Raw genomic sequence first — 25,348 nt, 5'->3', positions numbered from 1 at the left:
CCGTCATGATGTATGGAAGGATGCGCGAAGGGGCAACGCCGGTTTTGAATGCGGTGAGTTTGTTTTTGATGGTGGCATCGGCGCTGCTGGCTTTGTCGCTGTTAAGAGGACCAAAGGTATCAGAATCTTAAACTTAACTTGTTGATTTAAATTAATTTTCATAGTAAATTATGAAAATGAACATCAACTATGAAAATCCACAATTTTTCGAGTTAGCCGAAGCACAAACCCGCCAATACATCGATGCCGAATCGGCGTGGCGGGCTTTGGAGGATGCACGTTTGGCGGCGGGTGAGGTGCGCGGGTCCATGATGTGGCGCGAGCAAAGCGGGCGGCGTTATCTGGTGCGAGTATCGGCTACCGGTGGGCAGACGTCACTGGGGCCGGCCTCCCCTGAAAACGAGCAGATTTATGAGCGTTTTATGGCCCGTAAAACGGCTGTTGAGGCGCGTCTAAAGCAACTGCGCACAACTGTGCAACAGCACATCCGCTTGAACCGTGCGCTGCGCATAGGCCGGGTGCCCAACCTGGTGGTGGAGACGCTCAATGCGCTGGCCAGTGCCGGCTTGCAAACGCATTTTTTAACCGTGGGCACCCACGCCCTGTATGCCTACGAAACAGCCTGCGGCGTGCGAGTGCAAACCGAGGCCACCGCAACGCAAGATATCGACTTGCTGCTGGACACGCGCAAATACCTCCGGTTTGCCACCACCATGCAGCGCCTGGACACTTCGCTGCTGAGCATTTTTCAAAAAGTAGACAAAACCTTTGTCTTGCGTGACGACCAGAAATACACCGCCGTCAATGCCTCGGGGTTTGAAATTGATGTCATCCGCCGCACCGCACAAACCCGCGCGGGGACCGATCCTCATCCGTTGCGCGTTTCTGCCTTTGAGGACGATTTTTGGGCGGTGCAGGTAGCAAGTGGACAGGCCCTTCTGGACGGTGGGCGTTTTACCCAAATGGTGGTGGCCACCAACGGCAGCATGGCCACGATGCATGCGCCATCACCCGACAGTTTTGTGCGGATTAAAACGGCGCTCAGTCAGCAGCGCGACCGCGACCCGCTCAAGAGGCGCAAAGACAGCCTGCAGGCGCAGGTGGTGGCGCAGTTGCTCGATGCCCATGACCTGCGCCATGTCGTCAATGCGCGGGTGAGGCCTGAAGCAAAAGCAGAAGACCTTTAATACTTAAAGCCATTTAGGCCTCTAGCCCCCGTGCCACCTGCGTAAGAAGCTATTAATTTAATAGCTTAAAATACTCGGCGCGTTTGTTGGCCATGACCTTGAAACTGCGCAGCAAGTGGGCCAGTTCGCTGTCCGTGATGCCGAAAAGCCGGGGGACGAGTTTGTCGTTTTGGGCGCGCAAGGTGCTGAGGTAGTCCTGCAGCTGGTGGTGCGGGTTCAGCTTGCGATCAGCCTTGCCGGTATCGAGAGTTTTGTCCCAGGCTTTGGATTCGCAAACAGCGGTAATCAGGGTGTGATCTTTGCTAGCGATGAGCGCGTTGTCTTGCCCCGGCTCCAGCATCAGGCACCAGTCGGGCTTGGCCAGTTTGCCTTACACGGTAAGGGTTTCTTGCGCCACTTTTCGCCAGCCGAGCTGAGCCAGCAAGGGGCCGATGAATGCGTCTTCGAGTTGCGCCTCACTGCGGGCTGCCAGTGTGGTGACGTCAAAATTGTCGTTTAACCAGGCGTCCAGCGCATAAGGGTTGGGTTTGGTGATGAGTTGGCTGGCTTGCCGGGCAATAAAGCCGTCATCCAACAGCGTGTTGGTGAGTCAGTGCTGGGGGAAAAGGTCGGTCGTCATTCGGTCAAAATCCCCTGCACCAGGCGCAACTGCCGCCCACAGCGCGCCGCCAGAGACTCGTCGTGTGTCACCACGATAAACGCCGTGCCTTGGGTGCGGGCCAATTCCAGCATCAGCTCAAACACGCCATTGGCCGTGCTGCGATCCAGATTGCCGGTAGGCTCGTCGGCCAGCACACAGGCTGGCTGCGTGACCAGTGCGCGGGCAATCGCCACGCGCTGGCGCTCGCCACCCGAGAGTTCAGCCGGACGGTGATGCAAGCGGTCTTGCAAGCCCACGCTTGCTAGTATTTTTGTAGCTGCCAGCGCAGATTCGACGGGGGCTAGACGCCTAATCCATAGTGGCATGGCGACATTGTCAAGTGCACTGAACTCAGGCAGCAAATGGTGAAACTGGTAGACAAAACCGAGGTACTGGTTGCGCAAGCGACCTTGGGCGGCGGCGCTTTGACTGGCCAGATCAAGGCCATTCAGGTGCACGCTGCCGCTGGTGGGTGCGTCCAGGCCACCGAGCAAATGCAGCAAAGTGCTTTTACCGGAGCCCGAGGCGCCGACGATGGCCAGTGTTTCGCCGGCGTGCACCTCCAGGTCAACGCCTTGCAGCACGGTGACGTCAAGTCGACCTTCAGTGAATCGCTTGGTCAGACCACGGGCGCTTAAAACGACAGCAGGGGAAATATCACTCATAACGCAAAGCCTCTGCCGGGTTGACGCGGCTGGCGCGCCAGCTGGGATACAAGGTGGCGATAAACGCCAGCACCAGAGAAATAATGGTGATCGGCAGAATGTCGGAGCGTTGCGGATCGCTCGGCATGCGGCTGATCAGGTAGATGTCTTTGGGCAAGAAGTTGGCGTGCAGCAGTTGCTCCAGCGCAGGCACGATCACATCAATATTAAAGGCCACGCCCAGCCCCAGCAGCAGTCCCGCCAGCGTGCCCATGACGCCGACCATGGCACCTTGCACCACAAAAATGCCCATGATGCTGCCGGGGCTGGCGCCCAGCGTGCGCAGGATGGCAATGTCAGCGCGCTTGTCGGTCACCGTCATCACCAGCGTCGACACCAGGTTGAACGCAGCCACCGCCACGATCAGAGTCAGGATGATGAACATCATGCGTTTCTCGACCTGCACCGCCGCAAACCAGGTGCGGTTCTGGCGCGTCCAGTCGCGGATCAACAGGTCGCCGGTTAGGGTGCGGGACAACTCAGCCGCCACCTCGGGCGCCTTGTGCAGGTCCTGGAGCTTGACCCGGACACCGGTCGGTCCTTCAAGGCGAAAGATGCGCGCCGCATCGTCCAGGTGCATCAATACCAGGGCCGAGTCGTACTCGTAGTGGCCCGAATCAAAGGTACCGACCACCGTCATCTGCTTGAGTCGTGGCACCACGCCGGCCGGCGTCACCTGCCCGCTCGGCGCCACCAGTGTCACCTTGTCACCCTGGCGCACGCCCAAACTGCGGGCCAACTCACCGCCCAGCACCACGCCAAAGTCACCGGGAATCAGGCGATTCAGACCGGTGTTTTTCAACTCGACCGCGAGATCAGTCACACCGGGTTCCAGGCTGGGGTCGATACCTCTGACCACCGTGCCTTTCATGTCTTCACCCCTTGCCAGCAAAGCCTGAGTTGCTATGAAAGGTGCAGCGCCAATCACCTGCGGGTGGGCGCGAACTTCGTGCATCGTGCGCGCCAGATCGGGCAAGGCAGCCCCATTGGGCGCAAAGATTTCGATGTGCGACACCACGCCCAGCATGCGGTCGCGCACCTCTTTTTGAAACCCGTTCATCACGCTCAGCACAATGATGAGCGCCGCTACGCCGAGCGCAATGCCCAACATGGAAACCCCTGAGATGAATGAGATAAAACCGTTGCGCCGGGTGGCACGGCCGGCCCGCGTGTAGCGCCAGCCAAGAATGAGTTCGTAGGGAATTTGCATCAAGGGTTGGGATGAGAGTGAAAGCGCATTGTGGCATTGCCATTTGTTTTAATAGCGTTCAACTATTTGCAAAACCCTTTTATGCCGCGCAACCTGCTCTACCTCATCGTTTTCATTGAAGGCTTTTGCTCGCTGGGGGCCGAAGTCATCGCGCTGCGCCGACTGGTGCCGCATGTCGGCAGCGCCATTGTGGTGACGGCGCCGACCATCGGCCTTTTTCTGCTGGCGCTGGCGCTTGGCTACGGGTCGGGGGCGCGGGTGACTGAGCGCTTCACCGCCGTGGTGGCGCGCAACTTTCAGATCTCAGCCCTGCTCGCCGGTGTGGGGCTGGCGCGGGTGACGGTGGATGGCTTGTTTGCGGCGGTTCAACCCACCGGGATGGCCTACGTTATCTTCATTGGCGGCGTGCTGTGTCCACTGGCCTGGCTGCTGGGGCAAACGGTGCCGGTGCTCACCAACCTGATGAAGCACACGCGCACCGGCGAAGCCAGCGGCTACGCGCTGTATTGGTCCACGCTGGGCTCTTTTCTGGGGTCGGTGAGCCTGTCGCTGGTGGCGATGCAATGGTTGGGCGTCTCGGTGGCGGTGCTGGTGTGCGCGCTGCTGCTGGCGCTGGGCAGCCTGCTGTTGGCCGAGCGCAACCACGGCACGTGGGCTGCGGCCCTGGTGATCGGCGTCGTGGCCACGGCTGTCAACCTGCAACCGGCCATCAACGTGGTGGACACCGCCTATGCCGACTACGCGGTCAAGCGCGTGGTGCGGCCCGACGATCTCAACCCGCGCGGCTTCTTCATCAACAACTCCCTGGCCTCCTTGATGGATGACAGCGAGCCACCCAAATACGCCCGCTATGTGCAGCACCTGCGCCGCATCATTACCGGGGAACTCGGCCTGTATGAGCGCGACATTCTGGTGCTGGGCGCAGGCGGCTTTACTCTGTCGCACCGCGAGCCGACCAACCGCTACACCTACGTTGACATCGACCCGAAAATCCGCGCCATTGCCGAGCAACGCTTTTTGAAAGAACCAATGCGCGGCACCTTCATCGTGGACGATGCACGCCGCTTTGTGCGCACGACCGACAAAAAATTTGATGCGGTCGTGCTGGATGTGTTCAGCAGCCACACCTCCATTCCCGGCCACCTGGTCACGCAGGAGTTCTGGCACGACACCCGCCGCACGCTGACCCCCAAGGGGGTGTTGTTGGTCAACCTCATTTTGGATGGTCGGCTGGAAACGCCCTACGCCCGCAACCTGCTGGCCACCATTGAGAGCGTCTATGGCCGCTGCGCGGTGGAGGTGCTGCACAAATCGCAGCCCCTGAGCAACGTGATCGTCAGCTGTTACAACACCAGTCGGGCCGGTCAGGGCGCGCCCTACACCGACGAGCGCAATGGGGCCGATGTGGATCTGGCCCTGTCGAATTAACCCAAACGCCCATTTCCCGGACAATCGCCGCATGCACCTACTGATTCCGTTCGCCTTTTGCAGCTCTGATGGCTGCGCCCCGGTTCTGCCGACACTCCAGCTACCCCACCTCCAGAAACTGTTGTCCCGCCTGACGCCAGAGCCGCTGGATGCGGGTGACGAATTCACGCTTTCACCGCCTCATGAACGCGCTTTGGCCCGTGCCTTGGGCCTGCCGGTGCTGGACGGCCTGCTGCCCTGGGCGGCGTTAGAGGCTACCAAAAATCCGGCTGCCCATCGCCTCGGTGCCTGGGCCTTCATCACGCCGTGCCACTGGCAGGTGGGCACGCACCACATCGCCATGAGCGGGCAAGCGCTGCCGGATTTCTCGGCGCAGGAGTCGCAAACCCTGCTGGCCGCCATGAAGCCTTATTTTGAAGAAGACGGCATCACGCTGCTCTACGACAACCCCAACCGCTGGCTGGCCTGCGGGGATGTGTTCAAGGATCTGCCCACCGCCTCACTCGACCGCGTGGTGGGGCGCAACGTCGAAAACTGGATGCCGCGCTCACCAGCGGCGGCGCCGTTGCGGCGGCTGCAAAACGAGATGCAGATGTTGCTCTACACGCACCCGGTGAACGATGCCCGCTCGGCGCGGGGCGTGCTGCCCGTCAACTCGTTCTGGTTGAGCGGCACCGGCGCCCTGCCCCAGCCGCAAGCCCCAACCGCAACCCCAAAGCCGATCGTGGCCAACAGCCTGCGTGACGCGGCACTGAACGAAGACTGGGCCGCCTGGGCCAAAGCCTGGCAGACGCTGGACGCCACCGAGTGCGCCGCCTTGCTGGCCGCACTGGACCACCCGCCCAGAAATGCCAACCCCGACGTTTCAGCTGTCACACTCACCCTCTGCGGCGAACGCAGCGCACAAACCTTCACGGCCCGCCCGCGCCCCTTGCTGAAACGATTTATGAGCCTTTTTGGCTCCCAGCCCCCGTACAACCTGCTTAAGCAGCTATGAAATTAATTGCAAGAGACATTCCCCCCCGCATCGTCTGGACACTGGAGCAAGCGGGCATTCACCCGCTGCTAGCCCAGCTTTACGCCGCGCGCGGAGTGCAAAACACCCAGGAGCTTGACGACGGACTGGCCCGGTTGATTCCGCCCAGCGAGATGCGTGGCACGCGAGAAGCCGCGCAGCTGCTGGCCGATGCCATTGCCGCCAACAAAAAACTCTGCATCGTGGCCGACTATGACTGCGACGGCGCCACCGCCTGCGCGGTCGGCATTCGGGGCTTGAAACTGCTGGGCGCCAAGTTTGTGGATTACATCGTGCCCGACCGCGTGGTCGACGGCTACGGCCTCACCTCGCCCATTTCGCAGCGCGTCAAAGACAGCGGCGCGGACGTGCTGATCACGGTCGACAACGGCATTGCCAGCTTCGAGGGTGTGGCCACCGCCAAAGCGCTGGGCCTGCAGGTGCTGGTCACCGACCACCATTTGCCCGCGTCCCTCAACGGCCAGATCGTGCTGCCCGAGGCGGACGTCATCGTCAACCCGAACCAACCCGGTTGCAGCTTCGAGAGCAAATCCATTGCCGGTGTCGGCGTGATGTTTTATGTGCTGCTGGCCTTGCGCGCCGAGTTGCGCCAGCGCGGCGTGTTTGATGCCAGCAACCAGCCCAAACTCGACACCTTGCTGCCGCTGGTCGCTTTAGGCACCGTGGCCGATGTCGTCAAGCTTGATGCCAACAACCGCCGCCTTGTGGCTCAGGGGTTAAAACGGGTTCGAGCCCAGGCGCTGCCTGCGGGACTAGCTTCTCTTTTTATAGCAGCTGGGCGCAGCGCACCAGCCGCCACCACTTTCGATTTTGGCTTTGCCCTAGGGCCGCGCATCAACGCGGCCGGCCGCTTGTCCGACATGACGCTGGGCATTGAGTGCCTGCTGACCGACGACATCGCGCGCGGTGACGAACTGGCCAAGATGCTGGACGGCATCAACCGCGAGCGCCGCGAGATTGAAGGCAGCATGCGCGAGCAGGCCTTTGCCATCGCTGAATCGCTGTTTGACGAAGACGAAGAACCGCCGCCCGCCATTTGTGTGTTCGACCCCGACTTTCATGAAGGCGTGGTCGGCATCGTGGCCTCGCGCATCAAGGACAAACTGCACCGCCCCACCTTTGTGTTTGCCGCCAGCGCCGCGCCGGGCAAGGAGCACGAGCTCAAAGGCTCGGGCCGTTCCATTCCCGGCTTCCACCTGCGCGACGCGCTGGATTTGGTGGCCAAGCGCTACCCTGGCGTGCTGCTGCGCTTTGGCGGCCACGCCATGGCGGCGGGCTGCACCATCGCAGAGGAAAATTTTGACGACTTCGAGCAGGGCCTGAACGAAGTAGCGCAGGAGTGGCTGGACGCTGCCACACTCACCCGTCGCCTTGATACCGATGGACCGCTCAAACCCGAGTACCGCCGAGTCGAGTTGGTGGACGTGTTGCACAAAGAGGTCTGGGGCCAGGGTTTTGCGGCACCAACGTTCAGCGAAGAGGTCGAAGTGATCTCGCAACGGCTGGTGGGTGAGAAACACCTGGCCCTCAAACTCAAACACCAGGGCCAGCCGGTGGACGGCATCTGGTTCGGCCACACCGAGCCCTTGCCGGCCCGGGTCAAACTGGCATTTCGGCTCGATGCCGATGCCTGGAACGGTATTCGGCGGGTGCGGTTTCTGGTGGAGGCCGCAGAGCTTTAAACGCTCAGCCCATCAAGTCGGCGTCCTGTCGGGGCGTTCGGTCCAGGTGGTACATAAAAAACACCATGGCCGCCGTGGCGCCCAGTAAAAAATGCGGCCCAAACAGCCAAAACAACAAGGGCACCGTGAAGTAATACGCCCGCATCCCGACCCGGTAGTAGATGCCAGCGCGGTTGAGTTGGGCCTCCACATGCTTGATCTGGGCGGCTTCGGTCGGCTTGTTCAGTGGCACGTTGATCAGGTAGCCCACGTGGTGAAAGATGCGTACCGACATCGAAAAGGAAAAGAAGGCAAACAGCAGGTCAAACAGCATGATCAGCAGTTTGAGCAACCACATCTCGGTACTGGCCTGACCCAGAAAATTGAGCGAATGCCAGATGCCCGAGAGCTTGTCGCCCTGCGCGCTCAGGGTCAGCACACCAATGATGAGCAAGACGGCGGTGGACGCCATGAAGCTGGCCGACATGGTTGAATTGCGCAGGGTCTGCACCGCCAGAATGTCACGCCGCTCGCGCATCACGCTACCCACCCAGGCCGCTCGGGCCACCAGCATGACATCCTGCGCGCTGGACGCCGGGTCGCGCAAGGTACGCCAGCGCAAGTAGCGCTGGTAGGCAAAAACGGCCGCGGCACTGAGTGCAAAACTAAGGAGATCGGTGGCATGGGTGGCGATGAAATCAAGCATGCTGTCATTCTGCCAGTTCAACCCGCAAGGTTGATCGCAAGGGCTTGAACGCTGCTTAAGGACACCGCCTAAAATTGTTCGGTGACTACTATTCTCAATGCCGACCTCCACTGCCATTCCGTCGTTTCCGACGGCACACTCACACCTGAAGCACTGGCTGCACGCGCCAAAGCGAATGGCGTCGAACTCTGGGCGCTGACCGACCACGACGAAATTGGCGGCCAGTTGCGTGCCGCCAAGGCCGCTCAGGCGCTGGGTATGCACTACCTCACGGGGGTCGAAATTTCGGTCACCTTCATCGGCCAAACCGTCCACATCGTGGGCTTGGGGTTTGACCCCAAAAACCAGAATTTGGTTCAGGGCCTCGCCCAAACCCGGGGCGGCCGCGGCCAACGCGCCATGGACATGGCCGCCGGACTGGCCAAAGTGGGCATTCAAGGCGCTTACGAGGGCGCCCTCAAATATGCCGGCAACCACGACCTGATTTCTCGCACCCACTTTGCCCGCTTTTTGGTCGAGACCAAAGTCTGCAAGGACACCAATGAGGTGTTTCGCAAATACCTGGTGGACGGCAAGCCGGGCTACGTCGAGCACCGCTGGGCCACGCTTAAAGATGCCGTCACCTGGATCACCCAAGCCGGAGGCATGGCGGTCATCGCCCACCCGGCACGCTACAAGTTCAGCGCCAACCAGGAATTTGCGCTTTTTACCGAATTCAAGGGCCATGGCGGTCAAGGGGTCGAAGTGGTCACCGGCAGTCACACGCCTTCCGAATACCTGACCTATGCCGCAACAGCCAAAGAATTTGGCCTCGCCGCCTCACGGGGCAGCGACTTTCACAGCCCCGACGAGAGCCACACCGAACTCGGGACGCTGCCCTTTTTGCCCGGCAACGTGACGCCAGTCTGGGAACTACTGGCCGACCGCATTCAACCTATGCCCCTCAACCGCCCGGAGCACAGCACCTCCCCGGGTCACTGATTTCCTCATGCCGTTCTGGCGCACACCCACCGGGGCCGGCATTTTATTCATCGTGCTGGCGACACTCTGCTTTGCCGCGCTGGATACCACCACCAAATATGCCACTACCCTGGCCCCGGTATTGATGTTGTTGTGGTTTCGCTATGTATTTCAGGCGTTTGTGACCTTTGCGCTGAGATTTCCAGTGCAAAAGTTGAGCTTGTTTGCCACCCGCAATCCCCGCTTTCAAGCCCTGCGGGGTGTTTTGTTGCTGATCACCAGCGCCTGTTCATTCTTTGGATTGCAATACCTCCCCGTGGGCGAGTTCACGGCCATGGTGATGCTGTCACCGCTGGCTGCCACCGCCTTGGCGGCCTGGATACTGAAGGACCATGTGTCTCATTTGCGGTGGGTGTTGATGAGCGCGGGCCTGATCGGGGTGCTGTTGGTCGTGCGCCCGGGGGGCCAAGTTTTCAGCTGGGCCTTGCTGTTTCCGGTGCTGCTGGTGACCACCTATGGCTGGTTTCAGGTCCTGACCAGCCGCCTGAGCGGCGAAGAAAACCCCTACACCACCCATTTCTACACCGGCTTGGTGGGCGCCTTGGTGATGAGCCCGGTCGTGCTGTTCAGTTGGAATACAGCAGCCCTGCTGGCCCATTGGCCCTGGTTCATTCTGATTGGATTTTTGGGCACTTTTGGCCACCTGATGCTGATCCGGGCCTTCCAACGGGCCTCGGCCCCAGTGCTCACGCCTTACCTTTACACCCAGATTGCCTTTGCCACTTTGGGCGGCTGGCTGGTCTTCAAGCATGCCCCCGATGCCTTGGCCTGGCTTGGCATTGCGGTGATTGCCGCCAGCGGCGTGGGCAGCGCTTTGCTGTCAGCCCATGAAGCGACACGACAACGCCCGGTCATCACGCCCTAAATTGATTTTCTCAGGTTGTCGGCTCACCGATTCGTCGACAATAGAGCCATGGCCCAACTATTTGAAGTACACCCCGAAAATCCCCAAGTCCGCCTCTTGAAGCAGGCTGTCGCCCTGCTCGAAAAAGGTGAGATCCTGGCGGTCCCTACCGATTCCAGCTATGCGCTGGTTTGCCATCTGGACGACAAGAATGCCGCCGACAAACTGCGCCGCATTCGGGGCGTGGATGACAAGCACCACCTGACGCTGCTGTGCCGCGACCTGTCCGAGTTGTCCAACTACGCCAAGGTCGACAACCAGCAGTTTCGGCTCATCAAGTCCGCCACCCCCGGGCCCTACACCTTCATTCTGGAAGCCAGCAAAGAAGTGCCCCGCCGCCTGAGCCACCCCTCGCGGAAAACCATTGGCCTGAGGGTGCCCGCGCACAAAGTGCTGCAGTCAGTGCTTGAATTGCACAACGGGCCGTTGCTGGCCACCACCTTGATCGCCCCCGGCGAGACCGAGCCGCTGAACGATGCCCAAGAGATTCTGGAGCGCTACAAAAACCAGATTGCCGCCGTCATTGATGCCGGCGCCTGTGCGTTGCAAGCCACCACGGTGGTGGACCTGAGCAGCGGCGAAACTGTGCTGGTGCGCGAGGGACGCGGCTCGCTGGCGGCCCTGGGTCTCTAATTCAATTGCCACCTTCCTTTTGAGAAATGACCAGATGGATATTGCACACCTGATTCAATCAATCGCCATTTACGCCCTGCCGGTCCTCTTTGCCATCACGGTGCACGAGGCTGCCCACGGCTACGCCGCACGGCATTTTGGCGACAACACCGCCGACAAGATGGGGCGCATCACGCTCAACCCCCTGAAACACATCGACCCGGTCGGCACGATCCTGATGCCCTTGCTACTGCTTTTTGCGACCTCGGGTGCTTTTTTGTTTGGCTATGCCAAACCGGTGCCGGTACGCTTTGGCAACCTGCGCAACCCCAAACGCGACATGATCTGGGTGGCATTGGCCGGGCCGGGCGTCAATTTCATTCAGGCATTTCTCTGGGGTGCCCTGTTCATCACGCTGAAAGGTACGGGCGTCACCGAAACCTTTTTCCTCAAGATGGCACAAGGCGGCATTCTGGTCAATCTGGTGATGTTTGCCTTCAACCTGTTCCCGCTGCCGCCCCTGGATGGCGGTCGCATTCTGGTGGGCCTGTTGCCCTACCGCCAGGCTGAACTGGTCTCGCGGATTGAGCCCTGGGGCTTTTTCATCGTGATGGCACTGGTGCTTTCGGGCATCGTCAGCACGCTGTGGTTGCAGCCTTTGATGGCCATGAGCTACGCGGTGCTGGACATCTTGCTGACCCCGATAGTTTTGATATTTGGTTAACACCCCCGCCTTTTTTGTTCAAGAAGTTTTTCTCATGAGTTCCAAACGTTTCCTGACCGGCATCACCACCTCCGGCACCCCCCATCTCGGCAATTACGTCGGCTCGATCCGTCCTTCAGTACGGCATAGCCTGAGTGCCAATGTCGAGAGTTTTTACTTTCTGGCCGACTACCACGCCCTGATCAAAATCGATGAACCTGCGCGAATCCAGCGCTCCACACTGGAGATTGCGGCCAGTTGGCTGGCGGCGGGGCTGGACCCCGAACGCGTCATTTTTTACCGCCAGTCGGATGTGCCTGAAATTCCGGAACTCACCTGGTTTCTGACCTGCGTCACCGGCAAGGGCATCCTGAACCGGGCCCATGCGTACAAAGCGTCGGTGGACAAAAACACCAACGCAGGGGCCGACCCCGACTCTGACGTGACGGCGGGCCTTTTCATGTACCCGGTGCTGATGGGTGCCGATATTTTGATGTTCAACGCCCACAAAGTGCCTGTGGGCCGCGACCAGATCCAGCACATCGAGATGGCGCGCGACATGGCCCACAGCTTTAACCACCGTTACGGCGAGCACTTTGTGCCACCTGAAGCCGAGATTGAAGAAGACGTTGCCACCTTGCCGGGCCTGGATGGCCGCAAGATGAGCAAGAGCTACGACAACACGATTCCCCTCTTTGCCCCGCGTGAGCAACTCAAGAAGCTCATTGCCAGCATCGTCACCGACTCACGTTTGCCGGGTGAAGCCAAGAGCACCGAAGGCTCGGCGCTTTTTCAGATTTACCAGGCCTTTGCCACGCCCGAAGAAACCGCAGCACTGCGCCAGGCCTATGCCGACGGCATTGCCTGGGGTGATGCCAAACACCTGGTGTTTGAGCGCATTGACCGCGAAATTGCGCCCATGCGTGAGGCCTATTTGGCACTGCTGAACGATCCGGCCAAGATTGAGGCCATTTTGCTGGCAGGCGCAGCCAAGGCGCGCCAGATTGCCACCCCTTTCATGGGACGCCTGCGCCAAGCGGTGGGCCTGCGCGATCTGCGCGCCCAAGTGGGCAGCAAAGTGGTCAAAACCAAAGTGGCCAAACCGGTGTTCAAACAGTACCGCGAACGCGATGGCAAGTTTTACTTCAAACTGCTCGATGTTGAAGGCCGTCTTTTGCTGCAAAGCCTCGGTTTTGATTCCCCCAAAGAGGCCGGTCAATCCATCGGTCTGCTGCAAACACAAGGCGCCCAGGCCTTGGCCGGCCTAGCCGAAAAACTTGTACCCATCGCCCAGAGCGACACCAGCGCCATCAACGCAGCTTTGCAGCTGATGGCCCATGTCGATTAAGTTACGTCAATTCAGCCTGCGTGCCCAAATCGGGTGGGTGGTCGGGTTGGTGTTAAGTTGCGTGCTACTGGCGCAGGCTTTCCTGCTCTTTTCTGCGGCCCGCGACGAACTCAAACAAAGCTTGTCGGCGCAACTGGAAGTGCTGGTCGGCCGGGTCGCCACTGAACTCGACGACAAAGTCCTGATGCGCGTCATCTTGCTGGAGGCGATGGCCAGCAAGTTCCCGCTAGAGGCCATGAAGCATGACCAAGATGTCGAACGCTACTTTCGAGATTCGCCCACGCTCTCTAATCTGATTGACGATTTCTACCTGTTTTCGGCAGAGGGCGTGTTGTTGGTTGACTGGCCGCTTTCACCCGGGCGCCGGGGTCTGGACATGACCGATCGTGATTACATACAGAGCGTAATAAAGAAGGGTGAGACCAGTATTTCCAAGCCCCTGCTTGGCCGGGCCACCAAGCAAGCCATCGTCGTGATTGCTGTTCCCATTCGGGACGCCAACGGCAAACTGGCCGGAATTCTGGGTGGCGTGGTGAATCTTCAGAAATCCCGACTGCTGGAGCCCCTGTCCACCACACTGGTCGGCAAGACGGGTTATTTTTATCTGGTGGGTCCCGAGCGGCTGACGATCATGCACCCGGACCGAAGCCGGATCCTCAAACCCATCACACTACCGGGCGTGAACCCGGTACTTGATCGCGCCCTGAATGGCACTTTTGAGGGCACCGAGGAGAGCATCAACAGCGCCGGTCTGCAAGGCTTGTTCAGTTTTAAACAGCTGCCCTACACCGGCTGGACTTTAGCGGCTGTAATGCCATCCAAAGAGGGCCTGGAAGCCGTCGACAAATTGCGTATACGCATCTCATTATTCACAATCACCTCACTCCTGTTGGCCATTGTTGTTATCTTGCTGATCGTCCGACGTTTTACCCGCCCATTGGAAATACTGACGGACTTTCTCAAGTCGTCACGCACGCTGTCACCCCCACCTGTGCTGGCGCACAGTTGCCAGGAAACTGACCGTTTATCTGACGCTTTTTCCCAGTTTGTGACGCAGCAACAAATCTCGCAGGAAAAGCTCTCGCTGGCTGCGCAGCAAGCCGCCCACACCAGTGCCGACCTTCGTATTGCCGCCATTGCTTTTGAGTCTCAGGAAGGCATGTTCATTACCGATGCCCATAACGTAATCCTGCGTATCAACCTGGCTTTTACCGACATCACCGGTTACAGCGCGGAGGAAGCCATCGGCAAGACACCGGGCTTTCTGAGTTCTGGGCGCCATGATGCCAAGTTTTATGCAGCGATGCACGAAAGCATCCAGCAATGTCGGACCTGGCGCGGCGAAATCTGGAATCGTCGAAAAAATGGCGAAATTCACCCGGAGTGGCTGACTATTACGGCCGTCACCGACAGTGCCGGGGTGTTGACCCACTACGTCTCGACCCTCACCGACATCAGCCAGCGCAAGGCCGCTGAAGAGCAAATTCAAAATCTTGCCTTTTACGACCCCCTCACAAAACTACCCAACCGCCGCCTGCTGCTCGACCGCCTGCAACAAGCGCTTGCCTCCAGTGCCCGCAGCGACCGCACGGGTGCACTGCTGTTCATTGACCTGGATAACTTCAAACTCCTCAATGACACACTGGGCCACGACAAGGGCGACCTGCTCCTGCAGCAAGTGGCCCAGCGCCTGACTTCAAGTGTGCGCGAAGGCGACAGCGTCGCCCGGTTGGGTGGAGATGAATTTTTACTGGTGTTGGAAGACCTGAGCGAAAACGTGACCGAAGCCGCGACACAGGCTAAAACAGTGGGCGAGAAAATACTCGCCACCCTGAATCAGCCCTACGATCTGGACGGCCTTGAGTACCACAACTCGCCCAGCATCGGTGTCACCTTGTTCTCTGACCACCTCAGCAGTGTCGACGAATTGATGAAGCACGCCGACCTCGCCATGTACGAGGCCAAGAAAGCAGGTCGCAACACCTTGCGCTTTTTTGACCCACAAATGCAGGCCACGATCACGGCAAGGGCCATTCTGGAAAAAGACCTGCGAATTGGCTTGCAACAACAACAGTTTCTTCTGTATTACCAGCCACAGGTCGACGAGGCGGGCAACATCACAGGCACCGAGGCGCTGCTACGCTGGCAGCATCCCTTGCGCGGCCTTGTTTCTCCGGCAGTTTTTATTCCACTGGCCGAAGAAACACAAATGATCCTGCCGCTGGGACTTTGGGTCATGGAAACTGCCTGTCAACAATTGCTTTCCTGGGCCGGTTCTCCCGCTACGGCGCACCTCAGCATCGCGGTCAATGTCAGCGCCGTTCAGTTTCGACAGCCCGATTTTGTCGCGCAAGTGCTGGGCGTCCTGCAACGCAGCGGGGCCAACCCCCTGAAGCTCAAAGTAGAGCTGACCGAAAGCCTGCTGCTCGACAACGTAGAAGACATCATTGCCAAAATGATCGCCCTGAAAGCAAAAGGCATCGGCTTCTCGTTGGACGACTTTGGCACCGGATATTCATCACTCGCCTACTTGAAACGCCTGCCGCTGGATCAACTCAAAATTGACCAGACCTTTGTCCGCGACTTGCTGACCGATCACAACGATGCGGCTATTGCCCGCACCATCGTGGCCTTGGCCCAAAGCCTTGGTTTGTCGGTAATAGCCGAAGGCGTAGAAACGGAGGCCCAGCGCAATTGCCTTGCCGCGCAGGGTTGCATGGCGTATCAGGGTTACCTCTTTGGCAGACCACTGCCAGTGGCGGATTTTGAGCAACTGCTGCATCTAAGCGACGCCTTGACGGCATGAGATTACCAAGTAAAAAGCAGGCAATGCCACTGATACAATGGCATCCACGCGAATTTGGAAGAGTGGCAGAGTGGCCGAATGTACCTGACTCGAAATCAGGCGTACCGAAAGGTACCGTGGGTTCGAATCCCACCTCTTCCTCCAGTACCAGCAAGGGCTTGCCGCTATGAAGATAGTAGCAAGCCCTTTCTCTTTAGTGCTCCATGTAGCCAGCGGCACATGGCTTTGTACTGAAATCACCAAAAGAACCAAGTAATTTGCTCGGTTGTTTTCAACAGGGGTTTACGAATGAACATTGAAGATGCAAAAGTACTTCTCGTTGATGACGACGGAGTGATGCGCATGTTTATCGTGAACCTATTAACGCGACTCGGTGTGCAGAACGTTCAAGAAGCCATCGATGGTCAGTCGGGCTTACAACAAGTTGCCAGCTTCCGTCCAGACATCATCATTTCAGACATTCACATGAGCCCAGTGGGTGGACTTGAGTTTGTCAAGCAGCTTCGAGCGCACCCAGTCATCGGGTTGCGAAAAACCCCTGTTTTGCTCATGAGTGCAGATACCAGTTCTCAAATGCTTAACCAAGCCGTGCCACTGGGTGTCGCGGGTTATATCGTCAAGCCACCTAATCTCGGGGCTTTGAAAATCAAACTAGAGCATGCTTTGAAATTTCGGTAGTCCCTATCGCTGGTCTAGCCATGCTTGTCGGCTGAAGGTCTCAATTTTCATTTCAGGCAAAAAAAGCCCAGCGAGATTAGTGCCGGGTCTGGAACTCTTTCGAGCCACGCTCAGGGAGGTGAAGCGCAGGGGCTTGATGCTCGGCTGCAATGTATGTGGCGTGGCTCACAAGCAAGTACTCCGAATTGCGACAACATTATTTGAAGTGAAGCGCCCCGGTGCCAAATATGCCGATCAGTCCAATTGTGATCAGGTAAATTGCAACGATGAAGTTCAGAAGCTTGGGCATCAGCAAGATGAGGATGCCTGCCACAAGCGAGATTAGGGGTGTCAAACCGACGTGAATATTCATGAAATTTCCAGAGCTATTGAGTCACGACAGTAACACTGACTGAATCCAGTGAACTCGTTACACCAACGTTAGCTGTCGGGCTGGATTGAATCGATTGTGAATATGGATTTCATTGGGACTTGATCTTTATCTCAATGGACAAAGTACCATAACCCCAATCCCAAACAGCCGTACATCAAACCCGACCACGCCCCTACCTCAAAGTCGGTAGCTGATGGAATGCATGAAAAAAATGAGCAAGCAGTGACATAACCAGACACCACCCAGATCAAGTAATCTGCCATTTGGAAAGTTGGCAACATCCAATGTTCAAAAAGCAACCATCCAATACCGAGCATCAAAAATGGTGCGAAGGCTACGGGTGCTGCGTTCCAGATATTGAGATTGGCAAAGCCCACTGAACCCAGCATCCATGTGTCGCCATGGCGTTTGGGGAAGATTGAAAACGATCGGGGCTTGGCAAAAAGTAAAAAACCAACCAGACCGTGCAATGCTTCGTGTGTAAACGTGCCGGGAAGGCTGATCACAGCGACTTGCCACTTGGAATGACGAACCGAGCGCATAACGACTAACCAAGTCAGTATCAGTAATGCCGATGCAAGCGTTTCAGTCGTCATGGAAAGATTATTTGGTGCTGTCATGATGACGGAACAGCTTAACGTTTCAGCAAGGTCATCAGATCTTTTTGAAGAATATTTTCAAATTTGGATAAGAAACTTTGACCCCAAAGCGCATCTCCAGCTTCGTGGTCAACGAATCCTACAGCGATTCTTACGGCGGAAACATTTATCGGACCCATTGAGCCAAAGCCGTGTCTTCTTCAGAGTAGCACGCCTGCTGGTTATGAAGACGCAACACTGAAGCAGGATTACACGTGGGTTGGTGTGCTTGCCTCAGGATTTTTGTTCGCAATTTCGCGTAGGTTCCGCTCAATTTTGATAACTATCGACAAAAAGACAACCAACAGGAACACTCCGAATAGACCGGCCGCAATATACATTTGCATGGTGGCTGCAGCTTTAGCTTCTAGCTTTTCCATTGCAATTTCTCGTTGCTTGTTTTTTGCTTCGGCAACCTTTTTGACGAACAAATCATTGTATGAATCAAGGATTTTTTCAACGACGGTCATTGGGGATTCTTTAAATGATTTTTCCTCAATAATCATTTCGGTTTGAATTGATGTGGGTGTTTCGTTAGTTTGATTGACAGATTGTTCGGGAGATGAAACTGTTGCCACTGGTGCAATCGCTGGAGTGGCAATCCGTTCAACGCGTGAAATTACACGAACATCAATCACGCTGGCATCAACGGTTGAAATCAATCCGGTTATATATTTAATTTTTAAATCTTCACTGTCATATTGTGAAAGACGACCGTTCAGAAACTTACTCAATCCATCTTTGTTAATTGATTCTGTATTTTTGCTGTACGTCTTAACAAAAGCATCAAGCTTTGTAAATATTTTGTCGAATTCTGCTTGATGCGCGAATGTGGCCTTGGTTTTTGCTTCTTTAGCCGGTTTGTCTGAAGCATTTACAGCTTTTACTTCGTCAGGTGCTATTTCGGCCAATACGTCCTTTGGGTTGACAGCAGTGGTTTCTATCGTTTGTTCAGAGGACGGAAATATCCCCTTCAGCGAGAAAAGTCCCAAGACGATTGCTACGAGCAGCAAAAGACTTGCTGCTGCAATGACGACAACACGAAGAATTCCAAGATATGAATTTTCTAATTTCTGAATAAGTGACATTTTTATTTCTGATTGGTGAGGGAAATATAAGACATGAAGCATATGGCTTTGATCCTGAGCGGATTCAAAGTCACTTGCTTTTTGGGACACGAGCGCTGACAGTTGAGATCAGAAAAGCTCCGGTTCAATAGTAAGGTACAAGAACCATTATTGATATCCCCCAAACGGGGGATATTGTTCTCAACTGCTTAGCCAAGCCGTGCAACTGGGTGTTGCGGGTTACATCGTCACTTTTTCTTTTTCATGCATGTTTGCCCTTATTTACATGCATAGTGCGATGTGCTGAAATTAAAAAAATCAGCTACTAAAAATGAAGGCCAGCATGTCGAAGCCATTTAATCCACCCTCTAAATCAACACCACCAACCATGCCCGCAGCAGTGGCGAATGAATCCACGCATAAAACGGTAGCTTCCCCAATACTTAACGAACCTTCCACCAGTTTAAAAGAGCGAAGACTAAGAACTCGGCCCTTTGCAGAGCCTGAAGTTATTGAAGGCAACGGGGGCAATACGGACTGGGGCTTATGGGAAGACTTGGTTAAAAAACAAGACTAAAAAATTCAACCTGGCGGCGTCCTGTTTTGGATAGGGGGGACGAATTCCACATCCCTCTCAAATAAAACCCCTGAATAAGCAAATTATTCTGGGGTTTTCCTTTTCTACACCACCGGGGACAACTACATCCCATTTGATTCACGAATCATGACAATCAGGCTGGTTTGAGGCCCACATAAAGACTAAGCTGGCTCGTATCTCTTAATTTCGCAAGGAATTCATTGAAAACGAAACACAAATTGGCATTCGTTGCTACGCTCACAGCGCTTGCTGTGGGCGGCATCAGTTTTAGCCACTTTTCTAATCCCACCATCCAAGAATCCACTGCAATGGCGGCAACGCCAGATCAGACCCGATTGGCTGATGGCCTCTTTGTGCCTTTGCCGCTCACTCTTGGACTTGATGCGAAAAAGGTTGAACTTGGAAAGCTGTTGTTCAACGACCCACGGCTTTCCGGCGATGGTGAAATTTCGTGTTCGCACTGCCATAGCCTTGCCACCGGCGGCGTTGATCGACTTCCTCGTTCATTGGGCCTAGGTGGCCGACAAGGTGGAATCAATACGCCCACGGTGTTCAACAGTGGCTACAACTTTAGACAGTTTTGGGATGGTCGAGCTCTGACACTGGAAGACCAGATTGAAGGCCCTTTGAACAACCCTGTTGAAATGGGCGGCACATGGCCGCAGGCGATAGCCGCGCTCTCAAAAGACCCGGCCTTTCTTAACAATTTCACCGCTGTTTACAGCGATGGACTTCAGCCGCGCAACATCAAGGATGCGATCGCCACTTTCGAGCGCTCACTGACAACGCCCAATGCCCGCTTTGACCAATTTCTGAGGGGTAACCAGAACGCCCTGAATGAAGAAGAACTCGCTGGCTATAGTTTGTTCAAGCAGATCGGCTGTACCAGTTGCCACCAGGGGCTCAACATTGGCGGCAACATGTACCAAAAGCTGGGCATCATGGAAGACTATTTTGTCGGTCGCAGCAACCTGACTGAGGCCGATCTGGGTCGCTACAACCTCACCCACAAGGAAGAAGACCGCCATTTTTTCAGGGTGCCATCCCTTCGTAATGTGGGCTTGACGCCCCCCTATTTGCATGATGCTTCAGCCAAGACGCTGGAAGATGCCGTAGCCATCATGACGCGCTATCAATTGGGAGTGGAACTTAATCCGATCGAGATATCGCGAATCGTCGCATTCCTTCACACGCTCACGGGCGAATATGAAGGCAGGCCCCTTAAATGAAACTATTTAACTGGATAGCCTCCAGTATGGCTTCGCATGCGAACCTTTTTCGCATCGGGGTAGCAGCCCTCACGGCCTGTACTGTTGTTGTGCTGTTCACCTTGACGCAACCGGTTAATTTGATCCGTCACAATATTTTGGTCAACAACTTCGGCCACTTGCAGAGCGATGAGAGCCGACTGGGCGAGGCAGTTCTGCAACTTAACTTCAGTCTCTCCAACAACTACGACCAGGTGACGACCATCATGGGGCGCATGAATGACACCGCACGTGAACTTCGCCAAGGGGAAGCGGCCAGCCTTTTGCGTGAAGATAACGAGTTCCAGCAACAGTTGCTGCTACTGGAGCAGCGTATTGCCAGTCAGACGGAGGCGCTGGAGCAGTTCAAATCACGCAATGCAGTGCTGAAAAACTCACTGATCTACCTGCCCCACGCCCGCGATGACCTGCTGAAGGACTTGTCCCGCGAGTCAATGACGCACGAACACGTGAACGACCTGGTGGAAAAAGTGCTGCTAAACCGCATCAAAGGTGCCTTGCTAGAGCGGGGCAATCTAGACGCCACCGTGAATGGACTACAAAACGAAACCGCCAACCTTCCCAGCAGCACGCTAAAAAAACTCGGCCAACTCTTGCGCCACGTTCATCAGATCGACCAAGTTGAAAGAGATCTGCCCGGCTTGGTACGGCAACTTACCAGCCACAGTGATAACTCGGGACTGGGTGATGCCTACCGGCATTTCTACGATCAACAGCAGCGACGCGCCACCGTTTACCGCATCTTCCTTTTGCTGGCGACTCTCGGATTGTTTGCGTATGCGGTGCGGTCATTCATCCGCATGGGTGAACAGTCAAGACGCTTGAAATTGGCCGCGAGTGTGTTTTCCACTGCGTCCGAAGGGATCACCATCACTGACACCCGAGGCATTATTCTGGATGTCAATGCCGCGTTCACCCAAGTCACCGGGTACAGCCCTGAGGAGGTCATCGGGAAAAATCCCCGTACGCTTCAATCAGGTCGTCACGATGCACAGTTTTACGCCACGATGTGGCAATCCATCAAGGGCACAGGCCAATGGCAGGGTGAAATCTGGAACCGACGCAAGAACGGTGACATTTACCCGGAATGGCTCACCATCACGGCGGCAACTGATCAAAATGACACCACTCAAAAAATCACCCACTACGTGGCAACTTTCAGCGACATCACGCAGCGTAAAAAGAATGAAGCCGACATCCACCAACTCGCCTTCCATGACCCTCTGACGGACTTGCCGAATCGGCGCCTGCTCATGGATCGGCTGAACCACACACTAGCGTTGCGCGGCCAAAGCGGGGGGAAAACTTCGCTTTTGTTCATCAACATTGACAATTTCAAAAGCCTCAACGACCTCAAGGGGCATGACATTGGCAATCAACTTTTGATTGAAACAGCAAAACGACTAAAGACTTGTGCCCGCGAAGGCGACACCGTGTCTCGACTGGGCAGCGATGAGTTTGTGGTCATGCTCGAAAGTTTGAGCGGGGTACCCGAGCAGGCAGCAGCGCAAGCCAAAGTCGCCGCTGAAAAAATTCAGAAAGCCTTGAATTTGCCCTACTGGCTGACTGATTTTGAGCATCAAAGTTCCTGCAGCATTGGCATCAGCCTGTCGAGCCCGCTAGTGAAGGCCGAAGAATTACTTCAGCATGCTAATACGGCGATGTCCGAAGCCAAAGCTGCCGGGCGCGATGCTTTGCGCTTCTTCGACCCGACCATGCAGTCTGCGCTCGAAGCCCACGCCCGGCTCGAAGCCGATTTAAGGCTGGCGCTGATGCATCAGCAGTTCGTTCTTTATTACCAGATACAGGTCAACGCCGATCAGAAAGCCATCGGAGCGGAAGCTTTGGTGCGCTGGAATCACCCAGAAAACGGCCTAATTTCTCCGGCTATATTCATCCCTCTGGCTGAGGCCACCGGCTTGATCGTGCCACTTGGGCAATGGGTGCTTGAAACCGCTTGCGCGCAGCTCAAGGCTTGGGAGGCGAATGCACACACTCGGGATCTGGTGCTGGCGGTTAATGTCAGTGCGCGGCAATTTAGCGCCGAGGGTTTTGTCACACTGGTTGAATCGCTACTCTTAAGCAACGGCATCACGCCCTCCCGCCTGAAGCTTGAGATCACCGAAAGCATGTTGTTGGGCCAGGTCGAGGACGTGATCAGTACTATGCGGCAACTCAAGGCCTTGGGCGTGAGTTTTTCGATGGATGACTTTGGCACCGGCTACTCATCGTTGCAGTACCTCAAACGCCTGCCGCTCGACCAGATCAAGATCGACCAGTCGTTCGTGCGCGACATCACCACCGACAGCAGCGATCAAGCCATCGTGGGCACCATTGTGGCAATGGCGCAAAGTATGAACCTGAGCATCATTGCCGAAGGGGTTGAAACTGAATTGCAGCGGGAAATGCTGGCCACCAAAGGGTGCGCCAACTTTCAGGGCTACCTGTTCAGCCGGCCGGTCCCGATCGAAGCGTTTGAAGCCTTGCTGGCTCAGCGCTAAGCGCGACTTTACAAACCCAGGTCGTTCATGCTGGTGCTGCCGAGCACCTTCAGCCCGCCCAGGTAGGACTGCAATGCTTGCGGCACCGTGACCGAGCCATCGGCATTCTGGTAGTTTTCCAGCACCGCCACCAGCGTGCGCCCGACCGCCAGGCCGGAGCCGTTCAGTGTGTGCACCAACTCATTTTTGCCCAGCGCGTTCTTAAAACGGGCTTGCAGGCGGCGTGCCTGAAATGCCTCGCAGTTGGACACCGAACTGATCTCGCGGAAGGTGTTTTGTGCAGGCAACCAGACTTCAAGGTCGTAGGTCTTGCTGGCACCAAACCCCATGTCGCCGGTGCACAGCGACATCACCCGGTACGGCAAACCCAGCTTTTGCAGAATCGCCTCGGCGTGCCCGACCATTTCTTCGAGGGACTCGTTGCTTTTGTCAGGGTGCACGATTTGTACCATCTCGACCTTGTCGAACTGGTGCTGGCGAATCAGGCCGCGTGTATCGCGCCCGGCACTGCCGGCCTCGGAGCGAAAGCACGGCGTGTGCGCGGTGAGCTTGATGGGCAACTCGGCCTCGGCCACCACCACATCGCGCACGAAGTTGGTCAAAGGCACTTCGCTGGTCGGGATCAGGTAAAGCGCTGTGTTATCAGGGGCCGCTTCGCCCTCTTGCCCGCCTTTTTTGGCAGCAAACAAGTCGCCTTCAAACTTGGGCAACTGGCCGGTGCCGCGCAGACTCTCGGCGTTGACGATGTAAGGCGTGTAGCACTCGGTGTAGCCGTGCTCTTCGGTTTGCACGTCGAGCATGAACTGCGACAGCGCGCGGTGCAGCCGGGCAATCGGGCCCTTCATGACCGTGAAGCGCGAGCCGGTGAGCTTGACGCCCATCTCAAAGTCCAGACCAAGCGGCGTGCCCAAATCAACGTGGTCTTTGACGGTAAATTCATACGCTTTGGGCTCGCCCCAACTGCGCACGACCACGTTGCCATGCTCATCAGCGCCCACCGGCACGCTCTCGTGCGGCAGGTTGGGCACCGCCAGCAGCAGCACCTGCATCTCAGCTTGAATTTGATCCAGCCGGGTGGCGGAGGTTTCGAGTTCTGACTTGAGGCCCGCTACTTCGGCCATCACGGCATCGGTTTCAGCCTGACCCGCCGGGCCTTTGGCTTTGAGCTGGCCAATTTGCTTGCTTAGACTGTTGCGCTTGCCCTGCAATTCTTCGGTGCGCATCTGGATCGTCTTGCGCTCGGCTTCCAGTGTTTTGAAAGCGGGAACATTCAGGAAGGTTTGAGGGCTTTTGCGGGTCTCAAGGCGCGCGATGGCGGTGTCGAGGTCTTTGCGGAGCAGGTTGATGTCTAACATGATAATGTGCAATATTTATAAGAAATAGGGCTCTAGCCCCCGTATTACCTGCGCAAGAAGCTATATATTCAATAGCATTTATTCATTCAGCTTGAGGCCCTTGGGCAGAGGAAACTTCACCGTTTCTTCAATCCCGGCCATCTTGCGTACCGACACGGCGCCCAGCGCCTTGATTCGGTCGATCACCTGGCTCACCAAAATTTCAGGCGCTGAAGCACCAGCGGTCAACCCGACACACTGGCGACCTTCAAACCACGCGGCCTGCAACTCATCGGCGTTGTCCACCATGTAGCTCACAGTGCCCAGTTTGCGCGCCAACTCACTCAGGCGGTTGCTGTTGGAACTGGTCGGGCTACCGACCACGATCAACACATCGACCTGCGGACTCATGATCTTGACGGCATCCTGGCGGTTTTGCGTGGCGTAGCAAATGTCCTGCTGCTTGGGCTGACGCGCATGGGGAAAACGCAGCTTGATGGCAGCAGCGATCTCGGCGGCATCGTCGACGCTGAGCGTGGTTTGCGTCACCACGGCCAGCAGTTCGGACTGCAAGGGCTGCACCCGCGCCACATCCGAGACGTCTTCCACCAGGTGAATGCCGCTTTCCAACTGGCCCATGGTGCCCTCCACTTCGGGGTGACCCTTGTGGCCAATCATGATGAACTCATAGCCTTCCTTGTGCAGCTTGGCGACTTCAACGTGCACTTTGGTCACCAGGGGGCAAGTGGCGTCAAAAATCTGGAAGCCTCTTTGACGTGCTTCGTTTTGCACCGCCTGGCTCACGCCATGGGCCGAAAATATGAGCGTCGCTCCCGGTGGCACATCGTCGAGTTCTTCAATAAAGACGGCACCCTTGGCCTTGAGGTCGTTCACCACATAGGTGTTGTGCACGATTTCATGGCGCA

24 protein-coding genes and 1 tRNA gene are annotated in these 25,348 nt (G+C 56.6%); 15 read left to right on the top strand and 10 right to left on the bottom strand.

What is annotated here, in order from left to right:
- The first annotated feature begins 176 nt into the window (after positions 1-176).
- Entirely contained in the window at positions 177-1,187 is a 1,011-nt protein-coding gene (locus tag WCG50_RS08850; protein ID WP_336899232.1) for a GSU2403 family nucleotidyltransferase fold protein, read from the top strand.
- A 52-nt stretch (positions 1,188-1,239) separates the two neighbouring features.
- On the opposite strand, the gene WCG50_RS08845 is transcribed toward WCG50_RS08850, so the two are convergent.
- From WCG50_RS08845 to WCG50_RS08830, 4 genes are read right to left on the bottom strand one after another with little or no spacing between them, the layout of a single operon-like run.
- Positions 1,240-1,527 (bottom strand): hypothetical protein, encoded by a 288-nt coding sequence (locus WCG50_RS08845; protein WP_336899231.1) that lies wholly within the window; start codon positions 1,525-1,527, stop codon positions 1,240-1,242.
- A 30-nt stretch (positions 1,528-1,557) separates the two neighbouring features.
- Positions 1,558-1,761, bottom strand: a complete 204-nt coding sequence (locus WCG50_RS08840; protein WP_336899230.1) for a hypothetical protein — start codon at positions 1,759-1,761, stop codon at positions 1,558-1,560.
- A 41-nt stretch (positions 1,762-1,802) separates the two neighbouring features.
- Positions 1,803-2,492: a lipoprotein-releasing ABC transporter ATP-binding protein LolD gene (lolD, locus tag WCG50_RS08835; RefSeq protein ID WP_336899229.1), complete on the bottom strand. Its 690-nt coding sequence runs from the start codon at positions 2,490-2,492 to the stop codon at positions 1,803-1,805.
- Positions 2,485-3,741 (bottom strand): lipoprotein-releasing ABC transporter permease subunit, encoded by a 1,257-nt coding sequence (locus WCG50_RS08830; RefSeq protein ID WP_336899228.1) that lies wholly within the window; start codon positions 3,739-3,741, stop codon positions 2,485-2,487. The genes lolD and WCG50_RS08830 overlap by 8 nt, the downstream gene beginning before the upstream one ends.
- Positions 3,742-3,822: 81 nt before the next feature.
- Here WCG50_RS08830 and WCG50_RS08825 point away from each other — a divergent pair, with 81 nt between their 5' ends.
- From WCG50_RS08825 to recJ, 3 genes are read left to right on the top strand one after another with little or no spacing between them, the layout of a single operon-like run.
- Entirely contained in the window at positions 3,823-5,169 is a 1,347-nt protein-coding gene (locus WCG50_RS08825) for a fused MFS/spermidine synthase (protein ID WP_336899227.1), read from the top strand.
- 31 nt (positions 5,170-5,200) lie between these two features.
- Positions 5,201-6,166, top strand: coding sequence for a phosphoglycerate mutase (locus WCG50_RS08820; protein ID WP_336899226.1), 966 nt, complete (start codon positions 5,201-5,203; stop codon positions 6,164-6,166).
- Complete coding sequence (gene recJ, locus WCG50_RS08815; protein WP_336899225.1) at positions 6,163-7,887, top strand: single-stranded-DNA-specific exonuclease RecJ; 1,725 nt, start codon at positions 6,163-6,165, stop codon at positions 7,885-7,887. The genes WCG50_RS08820 and recJ overlap by 4 nt, the downstream gene beginning before the upstream one ends.
- Positions 7,888-7,891: 4 nt before the next feature.
- Here the strand turns inward: recJ and WCG50_RS08810 are convergent, their stop codons facing one another.
- Positions 7,892-8,572 carry a DUF599 domain-containing protein gene (locus WCG50_RS08810; RefSeq protein WP_336899224.1) on the bottom strand — a complete coding sequence of 227 codons (681 nt, stop codon included), beginning with the start codon at positions 8,570-8,572 and terminating at the stop codon, positions 7,892-7,894.
- A gap of 81 nt (positions 8,573-8,653) precedes the next feature.
- On the opposite strand from WCG50_RS08810, the gene WCG50_RS08805 reads away from it, so the two are divergent.
- The 8 genes from WCG50_RS08805 to WCG50_RS08770 all read left to right on the top strand — a co-directional run bounded on the left by WCG50_RS08805 (position 8,654) and on the right by WCG50_RS08770 (position 16,643).
- Entirely contained in the window at positions 8,654-9,553 is a 900-nt protein-coding gene (locus tag WCG50_RS08805; RefSeq protein WP_336899223.1) for a 3',5'-nucleoside bisphosphate phosphatase, read from the top strand.
- Positions 9,554-9,560: 7 nt separating this feature from the next.
- Positions 9,561-10,457 carry a DMT family transporter gene (locus tag WCG50_RS08800; RefSeq protein WP_336899222.1) on the top strand — a complete coding sequence of 299 codons (897 nt, stop codon included), beginning with the start codon at positions 9,561-9,563 and terminating at the stop codon, positions 10,455-10,457.
- 48 nt (positions 10,458-10,505) lie between these two features.
- Entirely contained in the window at positions 10,506-11,129 is a 624-nt protein-coding gene (locus WCG50_RS08795; protein ID WP_336899221.1) for an L-threonylcarbamoyladenylate synthase, read from the top strand.
- Between the two features lie 34 nt (positions 11,130-11,163).
- Positions 11,164-11,832 (top strand): site-2 protease family protein, encoded by a 669-nt coding sequence (locus tag WCG50_RS08790; RefSeq protein ID WP_336899220.1) that lies wholly within the window; start codon positions 11,164-11,166, stop codon positions 11,830-11,832.
- Positions 11,833-11,866: 34 nt separating this feature from the next.
- A complete protein-coding gene (locus tag WCG50_RS08785) occupies positions 11,867-13,159 on the top strand; it encodes a tryptophan--tRNA ligase (protein WP_336899219.1) in 1,293 nt (430 codons plus the stop codon).
- Positions 13,149-15,965, top strand: coding sequence for an EAL domain-containing protein (locus WCG50_RS08780; RefSeq protein WP_336899218.1), 2,817 nt, complete (start codon positions 13,149-13,151; stop codon positions 15,963-15,965). Before WCG50_RS08785 ends, WCG50_RS08780 begins: the two co-directional genes overlap by 11 nt.
- A 56-nt stretch (positions 15,966-16,021) precedes the next feature.
- Positions 16,022-16,109, top strand: a tRNA-Ser gene (locus WCG50_RS08775).
- 144 nt (positions 16,110-16,253) lie between these two features.
- Positions 16,254-16,643 carry a response regulator gene (locus WCG50_RS08770; protein WP_336899217.1) on the top strand — a complete coding sequence of 130 codons (390 nt, stop codon included), beginning with the start codon at positions 16,254-16,256 and terminating at the stop codon, positions 16,641-16,643.
- A 196-nt stretch (positions 16,644-16,839) separates the two neighbouring features.
- On the opposite strand, the gene WCG50_RS08765 is transcribed toward WCG50_RS08770, so the two are convergent.
- The 3 genes from WCG50_RS08765 to WCG50_RS08755 all read right to left on the bottom strand — a co-directional run bounded on the left by WCG50_RS08765 (position 16,840) and on the right by WCG50_RS08755 (position 18,832).
- Entirely contained in the window at positions 16,840-16,995 is a 156-nt protein-coding gene (locus WCG50_RS08765; RefSeq protein WP_336899216.1) for a DUF3096 domain-containing protein, read from the bottom strand.
- A 131-nt stretch (positions 16,996-17,126) separates the two neighbouring features.
- Positions 17,127-17,612, bottom strand: a complete 486-nt coding sequence (locus WCG50_RS08760) for a hypothetical protein (protein ID WP_336899215.1) — start codon at positions 17,610-17,612, stop codon at positions 17,127-17,129.
- Between the two features lie 251 nt (positions 17,613-17,863).
- Positions 17,864-18,832, bottom strand: coding sequence for a hypothetical protein (locus tag WCG50_RS08755; protein WP_336899214.1), 969 nt, complete (start codon positions 18,830-18,832; stop codon positions 17,864-17,866).
- A gap of 232 nt (positions 18,833-19,064) precedes the next feature.
- Here WCG50_RS08755 and WCG50_RS08750 point away from each other — a divergent pair, with 232 nt between their 5' ends.
- The 3 genes from WCG50_RS08750 to WCG50_RS08740 all read left to right on the top strand — a co-directional run bounded on the left by WCG50_RS08750 (position 19,065) and on the right by WCG50_RS08740 (position 23,088).
- On the top strand, positions 19,065-19,298 hold the full coding sequence (locus tag WCG50_RS08750; protein WP_336899213.1) for a hypothetical protein: 234 nt from the start codon (positions 19,065-19,067) through the stop codon (positions 19,296-19,298).
- A 221-nt stretch (positions 19,299-19,519) separates the two neighbouring features.
- The gene (locus tag WCG50_RS08745) at positions 19,520-20,548 is read left to right on the top strand and encodes a cytochrome-c peroxidase (RefSeq protein ID WP_336899212.1); all 1,029 of its coding nucleotides are present in this window, start codon (positions 19,520-19,522) and stop codon (positions 20,546-20,548) included.
- Positions 20,545-23,088 carry an EAL domain-containing protein gene (locus tag WCG50_RS08740; protein WP_336899211.1) on the top strand — a complete coding sequence of 848 codons (2,544 nt, stop codon included), beginning with the start codon at positions 20,545-20,547 and terminating at the stop codon, positions 23,086-23,088. Before WCG50_RS08745 ends, WCG50_RS08740 begins: the two co-directional genes overlap by 4 nt.
- A gap of 8 nt (positions 23,089-23,096) precedes the next feature.
- Here WCG50_RS08740 and serS read toward each other — a convergent pair whose 3' ends face one another.
- Both serS and ispH read right to left on the bottom strand, forming a co-directional pair.
- Positions 23,097-24,443 (bottom strand): serine--tRNA ligase, encoded by a 1,347-nt coding sequence (gene serS / locus WCG50_RS08735; protein WP_336899210.1) that lies wholly within the window; start codon positions 24,441-24,443, stop codon positions 23,097-23,099.
- Between the two features lie 78 nt (positions 24,444-24,521).
- On the bottom strand, positions 24,522-25,348 hold an 827-nt coding region (gene ispH, locus WCG50_RS08730; protein ID WP_336899209.1), incomplete at its 5' end, for a 4-hydroxy-3-methylbut-2-enyl diphosphate reductase.

Source organism: Rhodoferax sp. (genome assembly GCF_037143375.1).
GTDB lineage: Bacteria > Pseudomonadota > Gammaproteobacteria > Burkholderiales > Burkholderiaceae_C > Rhodoferax.
Note: the sequence above shows the minus strand (reverse complement) of the source record. Positions and strands in the feature narration are given on the sequence as shown.

What these genes read in the sequence shown, in the direction of transcription:
- WCG50_RS08770 (WP_336899217.1), top strand. Translation starts at nt 16,254, where the DNA reads ATGAACATTGAAGATGCAAAAGTACTTCTCGTTGATGACGACGGAGTG.
- WCG50_RS08850 (WP_336899232.1), top strand. Translation starts at nt 177, where the DNA reads ATGAACATCAACTATGAAAATCCACAATTTTTCGAGTTAGCCGAAGCA.
- recJ (WP_336899225.1), top strand. Translation starts at nt 6,163, where the DNA reads ATGAAATTAATTGCAAGAGACATTCCCCCCCGCATCGTCTGGACACTG.
- WCG50_RS08810 (WP_336899224.1), bottom strand. Translation starts at nt 8,572, where the DNA reads ATGCTTGATTTCATCGCCACCCATGCCACCGATCTCCTTAGTTTTGCA.
- WCG50_RS08740 (WP_336899211.1), top strand. Translation starts at nt 20,545, where the DNA reads ATGAAACTATTTAACTGGATAGCCTCCAGTATGGCTTCGCATGCGAAC.
- WCG50_RS08790 (WP_336899220.1), top strand. Translation starts at nt 11,164, where the DNA reads ATGGATATTGCACACCTGATTCAATCAATCGCCATTTACGCCCTGCCG.
- serS (WP_336899210.1), bottom strand. Translation starts at nt 24,443, where the DNA reads ATGTTAGACATCAACCTGCTCCGCAAAGACCTCGACACCGCCATCGCG.
- WCG50_RS08785 (WP_336899219.1), top strand. Translation starts at nt 11,867, where the DNA reads ATGAGTTCCAAACGTTTCCTGACCGGCATCACCACCTCCGGCACCCCC.
- WCG50_RS08765 (WP_336899216.1), bottom strand. Translation starts at nt 16,995, where the DNA reads ATGAATATTCACGTCGGTTTGACACCCCTAATCTCGCTTGTGGCAGGC.
- WCG50_RS08760 (WP_336899215.1), bottom strand. Translation starts at nt 17,612, where the DNA reads ATGACGACTGAAACGCTTGCATCGGCATTACTGATACTGACTTGGTTA.
- WCG50_RS08830 (WP_336899228.1), bottom strand. Translation starts at nt 3,741, where the DNA reads ATGCAAATTCCCTACGAACTCATTCTTGGCTGGCGCTACACGCGGGCC.
- WCG50_RS08845 (WP_336899231.1), bottom strand. Translation starts at nt 1,527, where the DNA reads ATGCTGGAGCCGGGGCAAGACAACGCGCTCATCGCTAGCAAAGATCAC.
- WCG50_RS08795 (WP_336899221.1), top strand. Translation starts at nt 10,506, where the DNA reads ATGGCCCAACTATTTGAAGTACACCCCGAAAATCCCCAAGTCCGCCTC.
- lolD (WP_336899229.1), bottom strand. Translation starts at nt 2,492, where the DNA reads ATGAGTGATATTTCCCCTGCTGTCGTTTTAAGCGCCCGTGGTCTGACC.
- WCG50_RS08820 (WP_336899226.1), top strand. Translation starts at nt 5,201, where the DNA reads ATGCACCTACTGATTCCGTTCGCCTTTTGCAGCTCTGATGGCTGCGCC.
- WCG50_RS08780 (WP_336899218.1), top strand. Translation starts at nt 13,149, where the DNA reads ATGTCGATTAAGTTACGTCAATTCAGCCTGCGTGCCCAAATCGGGTGG.
- WCG50_RS08800 (WP_336899222.1), top strand. Translation starts at nt 9,561, where the DNA reads ATGCCGTTCTGGCGCACACCCACCGGGGCCGGCATTTTATTCATCGTG.
- WCG50_RS08825 (WP_336899227.1), top strand. Translation starts at nt 3,823, where the DNA reads ATGCCGCGCAACCTGCTCTACCTCATCGTTTTCATTGAAGGCTTTTGC.
- WCG50_RS08750 (WP_336899213.1), top strand. Translation starts at nt 19,065, where the DNA reads ATGTCGAAGCCATTTAATCCACCCTCTAAATCAACACCACCAACCATG.